16 protein-coding genes are annotated in these 12,321 nt (G+C 63.1%); 10 read left to right on the top strand and 6 right to left on the bottom strand.

The genetic code is table 11. The features are described from left to right. Positions 1 to 111 precede the first annotated feature (111 nt). Complete coding sequence (locus tag BN2694_RS07480; protein ID WP_135663814.1) at positions 112 to 792, top strand: hypothetical protein; 681 nt, start codon at positions 112 to 114, stop codon at positions 790 to 792. Positions 793 to 996: 204 nt separating this feature from the next. After that, the gene (locus tag BN2694_RS07475; protein ID WP_135663813.1) at positions 997 to 1,668 is read left to right on the top strand and encodes a hypothetical protein; all 672 of its coding nucleotides are present in this window, start codon (positions 997 to 999) and stop codon (positions 1,666 to 1,668) included. Positions 1,669 to 1,714: 46 nt separating this feature from the next. Here the strand turns inward: BN2694_RS07475 and BN2694_RS07470 are convergent, their stop codons facing one another. Continuing rightward, positions 1,715 to 1,966: a hypothetical protein gene (locus BN2694_RS07470; protein WP_135663812.1), complete on the bottom strand. Its 252-nt coding sequence runs from the start codon at positions 1,964 to 1,966 to the stop codon at positions 1,715 to 1,717. A 249-nt stretch (positions 1,967 to 2,215) separates the two neighbouring features. Between BN2694_RS07470 and BN2694_RS07465 the strand changes: the two genes are divergently transcribed. Both BN2694_RS07465 and BN2694_RS07460 read left to right on the top strand, forming a co-directional pair. Beyond that, positions 2,216 to 2,455 carry a PRC-barrel domain-containing protein gene (locus BN2694_RS07465; protein ID WP_135663811.1) on the top strand — a complete coding sequence of 80 codons (240 nt, stop codon included), beginning with the start codon at positions 2,216 to 2,218 and terminating at the stop codon, positions 2,453 to 2,455. Beyond that, positions 2,456 to 2,920, top strand: coding sequence for an NOB1 family endonuclease (locus tag BN2694_RS07460; RefSeq protein ID WP_135663810.1), 465 nt, complete (start codon positions 2,456 to 2,458; stop codon positions 2,918 to 2,920). It begins immediately after the preceding gene. A 67-nt stretch (positions 2,921 to 2,987) separates the two neighbouring features. Here the strand turns inward: BN2694_RS07460 and BN2694_RS07455 are convergent, their stop codons facing one another. Then, entirely contained in the window at positions 2,988 to 3,164 is a 177-nt protein-coding gene (locus tag BN2694_RS07455) for a CopG family transcriptional regulator (protein WP_135663809.1), read from the bottom strand. Between the two features lie 91 nt (positions 3,165 to 3,255). Then, positions 3,256 to 4,020, bottom strand: coding sequence for a CPBP family intramembrane glutamic endopeptidase (locus tag BN2694_RS07450; protein WP_135663808.1), 765 nt, complete (start codon positions 4,018 to 4,020; stop codon positions 3,256 to 3,258). Between the two features lie 97 nt (positions 4,021 to 4,117). On the opposite strand from BN2694_RS07450, the gene BN2694_RS07445 reads away from it, so the two are divergent. Together BN2694_RS07445 and BN2694_RS07440 are read left to right on the top strand one after the other, a co-directional pair. Next, positions 4,118 to 4,663: a hypothetical protein gene (locus tag BN2694_RS07445; protein WP_135663807.1), complete on the top strand. Its 546-nt coding sequence runs from the start codon at positions 4,118 to 4,120 to the stop codon at positions 4,661 to 4,663. Between the two features lie 69 nt (positions 4,664 to 4,732). Continuing rightward, positions 4,733 to 5,197: a DUF5812 family protein gene (locus BN2694_RS07440; RefSeq protein ID WP_135663806.1), complete on the top strand. Its 465-nt coding sequence runs from the start codon at positions 4,733 to 4,735 to the stop codon at positions 5,195 to 5,197. 55 nt (positions 5,198 to 5,252) lie between these two features. Here the strand turns inward: BN2694_RS07440 and BN2694_RS07435 are convergent, their stop codons facing one another. After that, positions 5,253 to 6,317, bottom strand: coding sequence for a guanosine monophosphate reductase (locus BN2694_RS07435; RefSeq protein WP_135663805.1), 1,065 nt, complete (start codon positions 6,315 to 6,317; stop codon positions 5,253 to 5,255). Positions 6,318 to 6,456: 139 nt separating this feature from the next. On the opposite strand from BN2694_RS07435, the gene secF reads away from it, so the two are divergent. The 3 genes from secF to BN2694_RS17050 are packed head-to-tail and all read left to right on the top strand — an operon-like array spanning position 6,457 to position 9,195. Continuing rightward, on the top strand, positions 6,457 to 7,350 hold the full coding sequence (gene secF / locus BN2694_RS07430) for a protein translocase subunit SecF (protein ID WP_135663804.1): 894 nt from the start codon (positions 6,457 to 6,459) through the stop codon (positions 7,348 to 7,350). A gap of 2 nt (positions 7,351 to 7,352) precedes the next feature. Further along, positions 7,353 to 8,978 carry a preprotein translocase subunit SecD gene (locus BN2694_RS07425; RefSeq protein WP_135663803.1) on the top strand — a complete coding sequence of 542 codons (1,626 nt, stop codon included), beginning with the start codon at positions 7,353 to 7,355 and terminating at the stop codon, positions 8,976 to 8,978. A 43-nt stretch (positions 8,979 to 9,021) separates the two neighbouring features. After that, positions 9,022 to 9,195 carry a hypothetical protein gene (locus tag BN2694_RS17050; protein ID WP_167879982.1) on the top strand — a complete coding sequence of 58 codons (174 nt, stop codon included), beginning with the start codon at positions 9,022 to 9,024 and terminating at the stop codon, positions 9,193 to 9,195. Positions 9,196 to 9,216: 21 nt separating this feature from the next. Here BN2694_RS17050 and rnhB read toward each other — a convergent pair whose 3' ends face one another. Then, positions 9,217 to 9,954: a ribonuclease HII gene (gene rnhB, locus BN2694_RS07420; protein ID WP_135663802.1), complete on the bottom strand. Its 738-nt coding sequence runs from the start codon at positions 9,952 to 9,954 to the stop codon at positions 9,217 to 9,219. Beyond that, positions 9,951 to 11,276 (bottom strand): tRNA pseudouridine(54/55) synthase Pus10, encoded by a 1,326-nt coding sequence (locus BN2694_RS07415; RefSeq protein ID WP_135663801.1) that lies wholly within the window; start codon positions 11,274 to 11,276, stop codon positions 9,951 to 9,953. The genes rnhB and BN2694_RS07415 overlap by 4 nt, the downstream gene beginning before the upstream one ends. A 176-nt stretch (positions 11,277 to 11,452) precedes the next feature. Here BN2694_RS07415 and BN2694_RS07410 point away from each other — a divergent pair, with 176 nt between their 5' ends. Continuing rightward, complete coding sequence (locus BN2694_RS07410; RefSeq protein WP_135663800.1) at positions 11,453 to 12,313, top strand: CheF family chemotaxis protein; 861 nt, start codon at positions 11,453 to 11,455, stop codon at positions 12,311 to 12,313. Positions 12,314 to 12,321 lie beyond the last annotated feature (8 nt).

The following is a 12,321-nucleotide window of genomic DNA, read 5'->3' as shown; positions in this document are numbered from 1 at the left end:
GTCGATATCACCGAGCAAAACCGGCGTGAAACGGGTGTGAAACGCCCGTGAAATGCGTTCCGAACGAATTTCAGCGCAGAGCTAATGAAGGCTTTCACCCAAGGGAGACCCATGAACCCTGACGCCCGAACCCGTCTCGCTGTTCTGGTCGTGCTGGCGGCGGTCGGCGTCACCCTCGCCGGGGCAGGCGTCGCGCTCGGGAGTGCAGATCCCCTCGCGAGCAACGACCGGATGGGAGAGGTCAGCATTGCCGGCACCAACGTGACGGTCGCCGGCAGCGACGGCGACGTCGTGCTGACAGAGACGGTCCCAAAGACGCACGACCTCGAAGTCTCCGAGGACAGTGGCGAGATCTCGGTTGTGGAGCAGATCGAGACGGCCGACCCGTTCACCCGGAGCGAACGTGAGCGTGCCATCGAAATCGCCCGGAACGACGAGACGATCGAGTCATACCTTGAGACGATCCCGGATCCGGCGTTGACGGTCCAGCCCGTCGAGATACTGAATACGACTGAGATGCAGACGGTCTCGTTCAACGCGAGCGACAGGGACGACCTCGATGTGTCGGGCGAGGACGCTCAGGTGCTGGAATTTACGAACGCCACGGTCGAGGAGTCGGCCGACTCCGTGACCATAGACCGAGAGCCGTCCTACCTTGAGGGCGTGGCGGTCGTCCACGTCGGTCGCTCTGACCGGGAGCGGGCTAGGTACTGGGTCCGAGTGGATCTCGAAAACGGGACCGTCACGGACGTGACCGACTGGGACGCCGTGGGGTCCGATCAGTCGTCTTGAGCCACTGGGCACGGTCCGGTCGGTATTTCCGTCACTTCGTTGCGTTCGACTACACTCCGGTTGGTCGTCCCATCCCGGCTTGCCAATGCCTTGCCTTGGAACTCTGTAGAGCCCGGTCGTTCGCCGGTTCTCTTCGTGCTAGACCTTTCGATTGATGTCCGTTTACCAGAAAATTTTTCATATATAATTTCAATTTAGAATCATATGAGGTCAACACGTCTCTCCTCCCTCGCGATTGGAATCGGTGCCCTCCTGGTCGGCGTCGCGACCGTGGCAGGGTGGATATTCGTACTTTCGACGCCATGGGCCGAAGGTGCAGGATTCGCCGCAGGGATGCGGATCATGTTCGCGATGTTCGGCATCATTTCGGGCATCGTTACTGTCGGGTCCGGGACTTCACTGCTCGCAGTCGAACGATTCCTTTCACCGTCCAGTACGGAGCGAAAATTCCTCGCTGGCGGTGCAGGGTTACTGGCTGGCGGTCTCGTGGCCGCCAATATCGGTCTCTTGGTTCTGTGGTACACTCCGTATGGGTCTCTCTGGATGCAGCTCGGATCGGTGCTGGTAAACATCGCGGAGGTAGTCCAGCCGGTCGGATTCATTCTCACCGTTGACGGCCTCATTCTGGTCGCGGTATCGACGCGAAGAGACGGATACGCGTCGCCAGGACGGACCCTCCTCCGGGCAAGCACCGTCATGGTCCTTCTCGGGATTGCCTCGCTGGTGCTGTCGAACGTGCTTGGGTTGTCTAGGACGGTGACGATCGTCAGTCCGTTCTCGCTTGGCTGGCTACTGCTTTCGATCGGCGTTCCGACCCTATTATTGGGCGGTCTCCTCGCAGTGAACACGCGGTGGCGTAGGTCGCCAGCGGCATGAGTACGGGGTCACCGCGGCAATCAGGGATGAGGACGGAAATCGAACGTCAGATGGCGTTGTCGCTGATGGCTTCGCCCTCGTCTGTCCGCTGCAGAAGTAATGCGGTTCCGAGTACGACTACTGACATGCTTAACGTGACAATCGCCAATTCGCCGTCAAAAAACGCTCCAAGCGCCAAGAATCCGAATCCTGTGGCCCCAATGAGGTGATATCCGATTCGCTCTTCCGATCGAAACGCTCTCACGAGATTGATCACCACAAGAGAAAGGGCCGCAACGACCAAGATTAGATCAGCCATGCTGTCTAATCTAATATCATATACATGAATCTTTGGATTGTATATTTGTCATTCACTTTTGGCCGGCCAGCGCCTCTTCTCTCGGCGTCTCGGTCCTGTTTCGGTGGACTGCTCGCCGTAAGCGCGAGGTGGCGAATGTCGCCAGCGCAATGAGCAGGGACCCCTCCATCGTTGATTGCAGGTGAAAACGACGGTCACGTGTCAGACAGCCCCGTGGAGTTTATGTAACAGGACCGGGTACACGGCGATATGGCCGAAATACTCGCCGAGAACCTCTCCGGGAAAGCCGTCATGGGATCGGATGGGGCCGAGATTGGCATGCTGTACAATATCACGATGGACATCGAATCGGGCAAACTCGACGATCTCGTCATCGAACCCGACGAGACCCTCGGGGAGACGTCCTTCGATGTCGACGACGCTGGACGTGTCCACGTCCCCGTCGGTCGCGTACAGGCCGTCAAAGACCACATGATCATTCAGCGTTAAATGAACGTTCTCGACGCTTCGGCTTTCATCAACGAGTATCACACCGACGAGAAGATCTCGACGATCCCGCTCGTCCGCGAAGAACTCGAAGACGAGAGCGCCTATCGCTTCGACGCCCTCGAGGGGTCGGGGATGCACCTGCACATCCCCGACGAGGAGACCGTCGAACAGATCCGCCGGGCCGCCGGGGAGACCGGCGATCTCGACGGGCTTTCGACGACGGATATCAGGCTCGTGGCTGCGGCCTTCGAACTCGATGGGCGGCTGGTCACTGACGACTACGCGATGCAGAACGTCGCCGAGAAACTCGACATCGAGGTCGAGGTGATCGCCAGAGAGGGCATCGAAGAACAGCGCGAGTGGCACTTCCAGTGTCAGGGCTGTGGCCGGGAGTTCGACGAGAACCACGATCGCTGTCCGATCTGTGGCAGTCCACTCTCGAAAAAGAACCCCTCGAGTGCGTAGGGCCGAGCTGCGGCCCCTCTCTTCGCCATCGGACAATACCGACGCTTCGATGGCTGAACTTCGACGCCTAGATCTGGGTCTCGTCGCTCCGCGGTGTTTGGCCCTCGCCGTCTTCGAGCACGTCTAAGCCCAGATCCAGCAACTGCCGGAGTACCTCCTCTTCGGTCAACTCGTACTGCCGGGCGAGGTCCTCAATCTCGCGCGCCCGGTCGTCGTCGAAAACGACCGAGAAACGAGTCGGCATGCGTTATGGATGCTCTTATCAGTTCATAAAACCACGTCAGACTTTCGTCGGACAGGATCGCGCTTGCGTAGCGATGGGGCGAGCTGCTCACTCAGGGGGATATAATCGCTGCGATGTCTCTCGTTTCAACGAGGTACTGGGCGAGAAACTGAAAAGCATTGAACGCGCCGTGGACGAGAATCGGCACAGTGAGGTTCCGGGTTCGACGGTAGCTTTCTCCCAGAACCAGTGCGAGGACGAACAGGATCGGGATCGTCGTCACCAGTGGGCCGAGGCCGCTCGTGAGGTACGCTGGGATGTGAATGAGTGCGAAAAGTGAGCTGGCGATGAGCACTGCGTGACTGCGCTCAAATCGGTCATACAAGGACTTTTGGACTATATTCCGGTAGAAGACCTCCTCAGTCGGTGCGATCACGAGAAAAGAGAGCGGGATGAGTGCCAGGTAGAGTTCCGCGTTCCCAGTCCGATCGACCGTTTCGAAGATGCTATGCTGGGCGGTCTGTACGGATAGGGCCTGAAGTACGAGACTGATCCCCATCAGTCCACCAAGCAAGAGGATGAATCCGAGAATACTGTATCCCAGATCTCGAAGACTCGGGATCCTGATGTCGAGGTATGTTCGACTGCGATCGTAAATGTGGAAGTAGACACCGGCGAGAATGACCATCCCGATCCCGCTGGCGACCATCACGGCGGCATATTCGAACGTGGGGGACACCGACCCGGTCAGGAGAAATACGACTGAAACGATCGGTATCGCAAGTAATTGACTCCCGAACAGGCCGACGATCGCCCACAGTCCCGCCTCCCCGATCGCCGAGATGTCCGCTCGTTCGGTCCAAGGTATCGCTCTCATGGGCCGATCGAAGATCGGTACGCCCAAAGGAGCTACGCTTCTTGCGCTTCTGAGATGATCCTGGTGTTTATCACTTCGACGTGCACTATACCGCGGCGTGACCGATACGATGACCGACGACGCCTACGGCGGGTTCTTCGGTGCGATCCGCTACGCGTTCGGCGCGACCGACTCGAGACTTTGCCGGCTGTACGTGGTCGTCGGTACCCTGGTCGCGGCCCTGGTGACGCTGGTGTTTGCTCTCGGCGTCGTGACGCTCATTGGACGGAGTGTCGGCAACCCCGGCGGACTCCTGATGAGTGCCCGGACGTTCTACGTGGTCGTTGCGTTGTTCGCCGTTGTGCCGCTGCTCGCCCCGACACTGTCGGTGGCCCGCCGGCATCGTCACGGTCGTGACGACGCCCGATACGATCGGGCGATGGCCGCCACCGGATTCCTGTTCGTCCTCTCGCTGTACCTTGGATTGGTCGCCTCGATGCCACCCAGTTTCAAACTGGACGGCGAGACCGTCACCCGGCCGGCGGCCGAGGGACTGTTCGCGCCCGCGATCGAACTACTCTACGCGATGCCAGAGCCCGCCTGGCCGATCATCCCGATCGCCGCCGCGGCGATCATGTTACTCGTTCATCGCCGCTACCGGTGAAAGCACTCACCACGTACGATCGCCGCCGCTACCGGTGAAACAAAGGGAGTCGAGCTCCTCTCGACGGGTATGAGCGAGAAGACGGGGACGTTCGTCGTGACGAACGTCGACGCGGAGTCGGCCGTGCTGACGGACACCACGGACGCGCAGGTCCACACGCTCGCTGCCCATCCCGACCTCTCCGTCGGCGAGGTCCTGGAGGCGACGATCGCGCCCGAACCGCCACTGGAGGTGACCTGGGAACTACGCTCGGTCGAGAGCCGTCGGGAGATTCCGATCGAGCGCAGCCCCGAGCGGCCGACGAAACAGGCCCGGGAGATCGCCGCCGAGCAGGACACCGGCGAGGTGACGACCCGCGAACGGGCCGGCGAGGGCGAACTGCACGTACTGACAGTCCCCGAAGCACAGACCGAGCAGGCGGTCGCTGACGTCCAGGATGACGACGCCACCTTGCGTCGGGCCGCCAGGCTGGGTGTCGATCGTGTCGAGATCCGGACCGCAGAGGGGGTCCTCAGCGTCCGGTACTTACCGTAGAGCGCTCGTCAGCGTTCGGTACTTCGGGAGATCGTTGCGGGGCCGCAAGACGGCGTCACTCGTTGCCGTCGCCGACGACACTCTCCCAGTCGTGGTCGAAATGTGCGCCTTCGCGCTCGCGGGCGCTGGCTTCGACGGCGACGAACTCGGCGTTCTCGCGCGCCTCGGGGATCGTGTGCCCGCCACAGTAACTCAGCCCCGAACGGATCCCGGCGGCGAAGCCGTCGGCAACGTCCGTGACCGGTCCGCTGTAGGGCGTCATCGCCTCGACGCCTTCGTCGGCCGCGGGGCCGTCGGTCTCCTTGTCGGTGCGATCCTCCGCGGCGGCGGTCGTCGCCATCCCGCGCGAGCGTTTGTAGCGCTCGCCGTCGACCTCGATGACCTCACCGGGGGATTCGGCGGTCCCGGCGAAGAGGCTCCCCATCATGACCGTGTCAGCGCCGGCCATCAGTGCCTTGACGGCGTCCCCGGAGCTGCGGATCCCGCCGTCGGCGATCACCGGAACGTCGAGGGAATCGGCGGCGTCGGCACACTGATCGACGGCCGTCAGTTGCGGGACGCCAGCGCCGGCGACCTTCCGGGTCGTGCAGTGTGATCCCGGACCGACGCCGACCTTTACTGCGTCGGCACCGACGGCGTAGAGGTCTTCGACCCCGTCGGCGGTCGCGACGTTGCCCACGACGAGATTCTCGGGGTCGTACTCGTCGACGAGGGTCTCTACGGCGGAGAGACAGCGTTCGAGGTGGGCGTGGGCCACGTCCAGAACGATGGCGTCGGCACCCGCTTCGAGCGCACGCTGGGTCCGTTCGAGATACCCCTCACTGATCCCGACGGCCGCACCGACGCGTTCGCCAGCCTCGACGACGGCCCGGATTTCGGCGGCCTGTTCGTCGATCGAAAGAAAGCGGTGGATCGTCCCGAAGCCGCCCGACTGCGAGAGGGCGATCGCCGTCTCGCGTTCGGTGACGGTGTCCATCGGCGCCGAGAGCAGCGGCCGATCCAGTTCGATCCCAGGAGTCAGCCGCGTCGAGAGGTCGACGTCGTCGCGACTGTCGACAGGCGAGCGCTGTGGCACGAGCAGGACGTCCCCGTACGAACGTCCGGTGGTGAGGTCATTCATCCCTGGCGAAGCATGGACCGGTGACCTTTAACTCCGTCGGGTTACCTGCGGGCCAGAAATCGACCCCACGGGACTGTCACGAGCGAACAGCCGGGACGCTTTAGGAAGGCTTATTCAGGGGCGTGCCACACTCCCGTTCATGGTTGAGTTCGAGGTCCCGGAAGTCGATTACACCCGGTATTCCAACCGCCAGCTGCTCGCGGTTCCGCTGGCGGTCCTGGGGATCGCACTGGCGATCATCGCCGGTGTGTACCTCCTCACCGGCACACCCGTGACGCCGGGGGTCGAGTTCACGGGCGGGACGGAGTTCCACGTCGCAACTGAAGACACGCAGGCCACGCTTCAAGGACTCGCCGGCGAGGGGGCGGAGATACGTCCTGTCGGTCTCGGTGGCCAGGAGTACATCATCACGGTCCAGCCCGACAGGACCGAAACTGTCGAATCGGCGCTCCGTGACGAGGGGTATACTGAGAGTCAGACGTGTTCGGCAGCTGGGGGACCGTCGCTGTGCTCGGTCAGTGAGCGCTCGGCGGCGTTCGGGGAGCGCGCCCAGCAGACGGCACTGCTTGGCGTTGCCGCTGCGTTCGTCGGCATGAGCATCCTCATCTTCATCGTCTTTCGATCGTTCGTACCGTCGATTGCGGTCGTCGCCTCGGCGTTTTCCGACATCATGATCCCCGTCGCGTTGATGAACGTCTTCGGGATCAACCTCACCCTGGGTGCGGTCGCCGCACTGCTGATGTTGATCGGGTACTCCGTTGACTCGGATATCCTGTTGAACAACCACATCCTGCGACGGCGGGGTGGGTTCTACGAGAGTACCTACCGGGCGATGCGGACCGGTGTGACGATGACGCTCACCTCGCTCGTGGCGATGATCGTGATGACGATCGTCGCAACGGTCCTCGGCATTCCGCTGTTGCCCGACATCGCGTTGATCCTCGTCTTCGGGCTTGCGGCCGACCTGATGAACACCTACATGATGAACGTCAGCCTGCTACGCTGGTACAAGTACGAGGGGGTGGCCCGATAACCATGGATCTGAAATTCAGAGAGAACTGGCGGGTCTGGATGCTCGTCGCCCTGCTGATACTCAGTACGATCGCGATCTTCCCGTTCGGGTCGTTACTCGCTGGCGGCGACGGCGGCAATGGCGGACCCACGGCCGTCAACGACACCGACGTGGCGACGACCAACGAGACGTACGGGACCCAGCCAGGCGGTGACTTCACGAACCTCAATTACGGTCTCGACCTGGCGGGCGGGACCCGTATCCGGGCGCCATTCGTTGGTGTGACTGCCGACGGGATCCCGATCGACGCTAAAGAGGCCGACGCGCTCGAACGGTCGCTCGCATCGACGCTTGATGTCGACCCGATCGACGTCAGCGTGACGGCCTACCAGAACGCATCGGGGACCGTCGAGGTGTTCGCCGGTGACGTGGGGACTGACGAACTCGAGACGACTCTTCAGGACGCCGGCTACGATCCCGAGACCGTCCGGGAGGGCGTGACCGAGCAGACGCGTAGCGAGGTCATCGACGTCCTCAACAACAAGATCAACGAAGGTGGCCTGACCGGCGGGACTGCGAGCGTCATCTCCACGGCCGGCGGTGAAGAATACTTCGCCGTCGTCGAGGTGCCGGGCGCAAACCAGTCCGAGGTCGAGGAACTCATCGGCACACGGGGCGTCGTCGAAGTGATCGCCCAGCGTCGCGTCGGCAACGAGACGACCAACGAGACAGTGCTGTACGGCGAGGACTTCACCAACATCGGGATCGCCCAGGAGGCGAACCCCTCACAGGGTGTTCGGCGACCGAACGTCCCGGCGAACGTCAAACCTGACCCGGCACGGAACTTCACCGACGCCATGAACCGGCTGGACTTCTCGACGCAAGGGGTCGGCAACTGTGACTACGGCGCCTCGACCGGCGGCGACGGGAGTTACTGTCTGGTCACGGAGCTGGACGGCGAGGTGATCTACACGGCACCGCTGGGTGACGGACTCGCCCAGGAGTTCCGCCAGGAGACGTTCGCCGACAATCCGGGTTTCGTCATGGAGACGGGCAACTACTCCGACGCCCGCCAGCTCTCGATCAGCCTCCGGGTCGGGACGATGCCGACGAACGTGAACCTCACCGCGGGGACGACGTATTACCTCCAGCCCAGCCTGGCTGAACGATTCAAGGGACTCGCGCTGGTGACCGGCCTCGTCACCTGGCTGGCGGTCAGTATCGTCGTCTTCATCCGCTACCGGCGCAAGGAGGTCGCGATCCCGATGCTCGCGACTGCGACCGCCGAGGTGTACCTGCTGCTCGGCTTCGCGGCTTCGATCGGGCTGGCGCTCGATCTCTCGCACATCGCCGGGTTCATCGCCGTGATCGGGACCGGGGTCGACGACCTCGTGATAATCGCCGACGAGATCTTACAACGGGGTGAGATCGCCACCGGCAGGGTCTTCCAGGATCGCTTCCGGAAGGCCTTCTGGGTGATCGGCGTCGCTGCCGTCACCACGATCATCGCGATGAGCCCGCTGACGGTCCTCTCGCTGGGCGACCTGACCGGGTTCGCCATCGTGACGATCGTCGGCGTGTTGATCGGCGTGCTCATCACCCGCCCGGCCTACGGGGACATCCTCCGGAGCCTCGTTCTCGAAGAATAGCCCGTCCGGCGACCTTTTTACGAACGGCCACGAACGGCCGCCGATGGCAGATCGCGACAGCGATGAGTTCTACTGTGAGACCTGCGAGCAAACAGTCGCCCGCGAGGACGTGATCCGCACGGAGACGATTGGCGGGCTCGACCCGAAGAAGTGGCAGACTTTCTGCTGTCCGGACTGTGGCAACCGTCTGGAGACGGTCTTTGTGGGTGAGGAGTGAGCGCGAATCGTTCCGAGGTAATCAGAAGTCGTCCAGGGCAGCCTGGCCCTCGTCTTCGTTATCGTCGAGAGAATCCCGATCGTCTCCGTTCTCGAAATCCACGAGTGCAGCCTGGTCGGCTTGTCGACGGACATCCCGGCTGGTCTGCCAGCTCTCACGGGCACAGGCGGGAAGGCGGCCCTGTTCGGCGACGTACTCCTCTAAGAACTCCCTGGTCGTCGCGTCGCCCGGATACCCGCTGCCGACATCGCCGTACTCGGTGGCCAGTTCCGCGACGTGAGCGTCCCGGGCGACCTTGGCGAGGATGCTTGCGGCCCCCACGATCGGATAGGATTCGTCCGCGCCGTGTTCGGCCCTGAGATCGAGGTCGGCATCGATCCGATCGGCGACCCGACGCTCGAACCGGACGGCGTTCGTATCGCCAGCGTCGAGGTACGTCGCCAGGCTGTCCCGGGCGACCGTCTCGAGGGCCTCCGCATGAGCGACGACCGTCAGTGTGTTCATGTCCGTCTCCGGATCGTCGATCCGTTCGACGCTGACTTCGCTGACGGCGACTGCCGCCGCACACTCCCTGATCGCCGTCGCCAGTTCCTCGCGTCGCGTCGGGGCGATGTCTTTCGAGTCACCGACGTCTTCGGGGAGATCGGCGGGATCGGCGACCACGCAGGCCGCGAACATCGACCCCAGTACCGGCCCCTTGCCGGCCTCGTCGACGCCTGCGCGGAGGCTATCTCTCCCCACGTCTCCATCGTTCGTCATGTCTCGTCTACGTCCCGGAAGTACGCCTCGTCCGTGAACGGTTCGTCCTCGCCCTCGACCGCGAGCACATCCAGGGCTGTCACCTCGGCGCTGACTCCGAGCAATCCGGTGAGGCTGGGTTCGGTCCGGCCCTCGTCGCCCGAGACGAGTTCCTTCACGTAGAGCCCGCCCTCGCCGTGGACTTCGATCGTGGCTCGGCTCGCCTTCTCGACGTTGGCTTGTTCGCCCGCATCGGCCTCGAGTTGGCCACTCGCTTCGTAGACCTCTCGCGTGCGGACGATGTCACCACGGCGATGGGCGACGCGGTTTGGCGTGCGCTGCTCGATCGTCTCGCCTTCGAGTTCCTCGAGTCCGGCCGTCAGATCGGCGGCTTCGACCGGGCTCTCGAAGGCGACGGTCATTCGGTAGGTCTTGCTCGCGTCGTGTTCCTTGACGCGTTCGACCATGTCGTGAGTCGCCAGGCGGAGCCCCTCGACCTCGACTTTCCCGTCGGCGAAGTCGTTTATGTCCGTCTCTAGGCGATCGACGTCCACGTCTCGCGTCCGTGGTTCCTTGACCTCGATGACGAACGGCCGGCCGGTTCCGAGCATCAGGGCGTCGACATCCTCGCGGCCGGCGCCGTGAAAGACCGCCTCCGTCCCGTCCATGGCTTTCCGGACGACCGGCGCAGTGAGTTCCTCGACGCTCTCGTCGTAGCGATACCCCGTCCCGTCACACCCCGGACAGGGCTCGCCGTCGATCGTTCCCGTCTCGTTGCAGTCGTTACAGGGCCACTCAGTCTGTGGAATGTCCCGCTGTAACTTCCGGTAGCGACCGTAGACGAACGCGGAGTTGATCTGGATGTCGACCGCGTCGGCGTCGAGATCCAGTGTGACCTGGACGTCCGGGCGTTCGAAGTCCACGTCGGCGTCGACGTGGGCACCCACGCGTTTGCCGACCTCGCGGTTGAGTTCCCGCTTGAGCGGCTCACCGGCATCTGCATTGAGACCGGCGTCTTCCCGGAGTAGCCGTCCGTTCTCCTCGAGTAGGGCCGGCACTCGTGTTCCGACCTGGTAGGTGTCGAACTCGTAGCCAGCGAGGGCCTCGACGACGCGCTCGGCCCACGCATCGAAGCCGTCACAGACCCCCTCACAGACCCAGCACTCCCCGGCGTCGGCCGTCTCGAAGGACTCGTCGTCTTCGAGCGCGATTGTCGTCCGGAGTGCGCGACCACGCTCGCCGTTGCCCAGTCCGAAGCTTCGGTCGCCAAGGGGACGACCGAGACAGGCGTCACACAGCGGGCCGGTCGACAGCGCGTCTCGGGCGTACGTAAGCACGTTCATACGCGACGTGTGGCGAGGGGGCCGTAATTCCCTTTCGAGTCACTCACAGCGTCCGGACAGTCGACGCGATCGTCGATGAGCTTCCGCTGTGAGAAGCCGGCACGCCCCGGTTCCCGCCGACGGACGGTGAGAACATATATGCACCTCTCTCTCGAATGTTCGGGCACGCACGGGGTATGAGCGAGGAGGAACGGAAACTGCTGGATGCGGCCGGGGACTACCGCTACGCCGTCAGGGATGGCGAGCGCGTCGCCGAAAGCGACTGGCAGTCCTGTCGGGTGGTCTTGACCGACAAGCGCCTGGTGCTGGCCGCCGACGGATCGAACCGCTCGATCCCGCACGGGAAAGTCATCATTCCCGACGATCCGGGGGAGTTCGTCGACGACACGGCCGGGGAGATCCCGATTCGGATCGGATCGAACGTGATCGTCGTCTCGACGCCCGACGCCGAGGACATCACTCTGGCGTACTGCCGGGCGAACCTCGCCGGCGCTGTATTGCTTGTTCGCCACCCCGCCGTCGTCGGCGGCGTCGTCCAAGACGACGCGGAGTGGACGAAGGCCCGCTTTCTGGTCGACGACGAGTCGTTCTCCCTGCAGTACCCAGACGGACAGCAGGTCGCCTGTGCGTTCGAGGACGTCGGGACCGTCGACGTCGAGTCTCGGACGGTCATGGATTCCCAGCGTCGGGTTGTCGAGATCGAACACACCGACCCCGAGGGACGGAGCGTCGAGACCTATCTGTCCGGGACCGAGCGCCACACGTCCGTCCTCGGGACGCTCTTCGAACAGATCGTCGACGCGCGCGACGGCGAGTACGAACTGAGCGAGACCGAAAGCCAGGTCCTGATGGCGCTGTATTCCGGCGTTTCACCGTTCGAGATGGCCGACTTCGTCGGTATCAGCGTCGATGAGGTCGAGGAGATCTACCAGCGGCTGCTGACGCTCGGTGCCGTCGACGAGGTCCGGACTCGGACTGAAGTCACGCTCAACGCACAGGGTCGAAACATGGCCAGCGAAGCGATGAGCGAACAGTGAGTCAGATG

Source organism: Halorhabdus rudnickae, assembly GCF_900880625.1.
Lineage (GTDB): Archaea > Halobacteriota > Halobacteria > Halobacteriales > Haloarculaceae > Halorhabdus > Halorhabdus rudnickae.
Note: the sequence above shows the minus strand (reverse complement) of the source record. Positions and strands in the feature narration are given on the sequence as shown.